The sequence below is a fragment of the Polaromonas sp. P3_C2 genome (genome assembly GCF_056402675.1).
This window is the reverse complement of the sequence record NZ_JBFUGX010000634.1, coordinates 1-2383: the sequence shown is the minus strand read 5'-3', so window position 1 is coordinate 2383 and position 2383 is coordinate 1. Positions and strand designations below refer to the sequence as shown.

Here is a 2383-nt window from a genome sequence, read left to right as displayed (position 1 = left end):
GGGTTGTTGGGTCTGGAAGATCTTCTTGATGTCGGCCAGCACCTTGAGGCCCAGCGCCGCGAATTCAGGGCCGCGGTGGTCGATGGTGGGCAGGCTCATGGCCCGCAGGACACGGTCAGGCACCGGCGAAGGGCCGGGAATTTGTAGAAAATGACGTCCGGTGGGGTGAAAGTCAAGCGTCAACATGGCGAAAAACTCCAGAAGTAGGACGCTATTTTTTGCATACAAAATTCATTTGTCAATAGAGCAAAGGGTTACAAATTGATTTGACACCCCTGTTTTTTGCATACAAAATTTGCTCATGGCTGCCGAAATCATTCCCATCCCCCGCGCTGCCCTTCACGAACAGGTGGCGCACCGCCTGCGCCAGATGCTGGTTGAAAACCGCATCCAGCCGGGCGCCAAGCTCAATGAACGCGAACTCAGCGAAGTTTTGAATGTCTCGCGCACGCCGCTGCGCGAGGCCATCAAGATGCTGGCCGCTGAAGGCCTGGTCGAGCTCTTGCCCAACCGCGGTGCGATAGCGGTGGAACTCACCGAAGCCGACGTGCTGAATACCTTTGAGGTCATGGCCGGGCTGGAGGCGCAATCGGGCGAACTGGCCGCGCAGCGCATCACCGACGACGAGCTGGCCGAAATCAAGGCCATGCACTTTGAAATGCTGGCCGCCTACACACGCCGCGACCTGCCCAACTACTACCGGCTCAACTCCGCCATTCACAGCGCCATCAACGCGGCCGCGAAGAACCCGGTGCTCACCACCACCTACCGGCAGGTCAATGCGCGCCTGCAGGCGCTGCGCTTTCGCTCCAACCAGGACGAAGAAAAATGGAAGTCAGCCGTGAATGAACACGAGCTGATGATTGACGCACTGGCTGCGCGCGACACCGCCGCCATGCGCAAGGTGCTGCTGGGCCACCTGGCCAGCAAGCGCGAAGTCGTGGTCCAGCAACTGCGCGCCGCAGCGGCGCCCTCCAGCACGCCTTCCAGGGCGTGACCTGCAACGTGACCTTTGCCTGGCTTCAGGGCCGGGCCTCAACACCCACACAAAACCCGGATCGCCCGCGATGAACGCCCCTCTTCCACTCAAGATCTCCCGGCAGGCCGCGGCCCACGCCTACGACAACGTGGCCCGCATCAGCAATGAAGTTGCCGGCCGGCTGGCGGCGCGGCTGGCCGCCGAAACACAGGGCGAAGTGCTGTTTTCACCGGCCGACCGGGGCCGCTACGCTACCGACGCCTCGATCTACCAGGTCATGCCTGTGGGCGTGTTTGTGCCGCGCACGGCAGACGATGTGAAGGCCGCGCTGGACATCTGCCGCGACATGCAGGTGCCCATCGTGCCGCGCGGCGGCGGCACCAGCCAGTGCGGGCAAACCGTGGGCACCGGCCTTGTCATCGACTACGCCAAGCATGTGCGCAACATCCTGGCGGTGAACCCGGAAGAACGCACGGCGGAGGTAGAGCCCGGCATTGTGCTGGACCACCTGAACGCCGCGCTGAAAAAACACGGCCTGTGGTACCCGGTGGATGTTTCGACCAGTGCGCAGGCCACGCTGGGCGGCATGGCGGGCAACAACTCTTGCGGCAGCCGCAGCATTGCCTACGGCAACATGGTGCACAACGTGCTGGGTGCCAAAGCCTGGACATCCGACGGCAGCCTGCTACAGCTGGGCGCTTACGCCGGCAGCAGCGGCAAGGCACGCGAGCTGGGCAGCCACGTGCGTGCGCTGGCCGAGGAGCTGCACCCCCTCATCAAGCGGCGCTGGCCGAAAGTCATGCGGCGCGTGGGCGGCTACAACCTGGACATCTTTGACCCGCAGAGCGAGCGGCCCTACACCAGCGACGGCTCGGTCAACCTGGCGCACCTGCTGATAGGCAGCGAAGGCACGCTGGCGCTGACCCGGTCGCTGACGCTGCAACTGAGCGAGCTGCCCCGGGCCAAGGTGCTGGGTGTGGTGAATTTCCCGACCTTTTACCGCGCCATGGATGCGGCGCAATTCATCGTCAAGATCGGCGAAGGCACGCTCACTGCGGTAGAGCTGGTCGACCGCACGATGATCGACCTGTCGCTGCAAAACCCGGCCTTTGCGCCGACGATCCGCAGCGCGCTGATCGGCGATCCGGCGGCCATTTTGCTGGTGGAGTTTTCGGGTGCCAGCAAGGCCGAGCTGTTGCCCAAGCTCAAGCGCCTGGGCGAGTTGATGGGCGACCTGCTGCTGCCCGATTCGGTGGTGGAGATGACCGAGGACGCACCGCAAAAAAACCTGTGGGAGGTGCGCAAGGCCGGCCTCAACATCATGATGAGCCTCAAGGGCGACGGCAAGCCGGTGAGTTTTATCGAAGACTGCGCCGTGCCGCTGGAGCATCTGGCCGCCTACAC

At 63.4% G+C, this 2383-nt stretch carries 2 protein-coding genes and 1 pseudogene; 2 read left to right on the top strand and 1 reads right to left on the bottom strand.

All coding sequences use genetic code 11. From position 1 onward, the window contains the following. Window positions 1-186 (bottom strand): annotated as a pseudogene (locus AC1DWI_RS20035) (serine--glyoxylate aminotransferase); the annotation flags it as partial. A gap of 115 nt (window positions 187-301) precedes the next feature. Between AC1DWI_RS20035 and AC1DWI_RS20030 the strand changes: the two are divergent. Then, the gene (locus tag AC1DWI_RS20030; RefSeq protein ID WP_477670981.1) at window positions 302-997 is read left to right on the top strand and encodes a GntR family transcriptional regulator; all 696 of its coding nucleotides are present in this window, start codon (window positions 302-304) and stop codon (window positions 995-997) included. Window positions 998-1067: 70 nt separating this feature from the next. Then, a partial coding sequence (locus tag AC1DWI_RS20025; protein ID WP_477725559.1) for an FAD-binding oxidoreductase occupies window positions 1068-2383 on the top strand: 1316 nt, incomplete at its 3' end.

Coding starts and splice junctions, on each gene's coding strand:
- AC1DWI_RS20030 (WP_477670981.1), top strand. CDS start 302: ATGGCTGCCGAAATCATTCCCATCCCCCGCGCTGCCCTTCACGAACAG.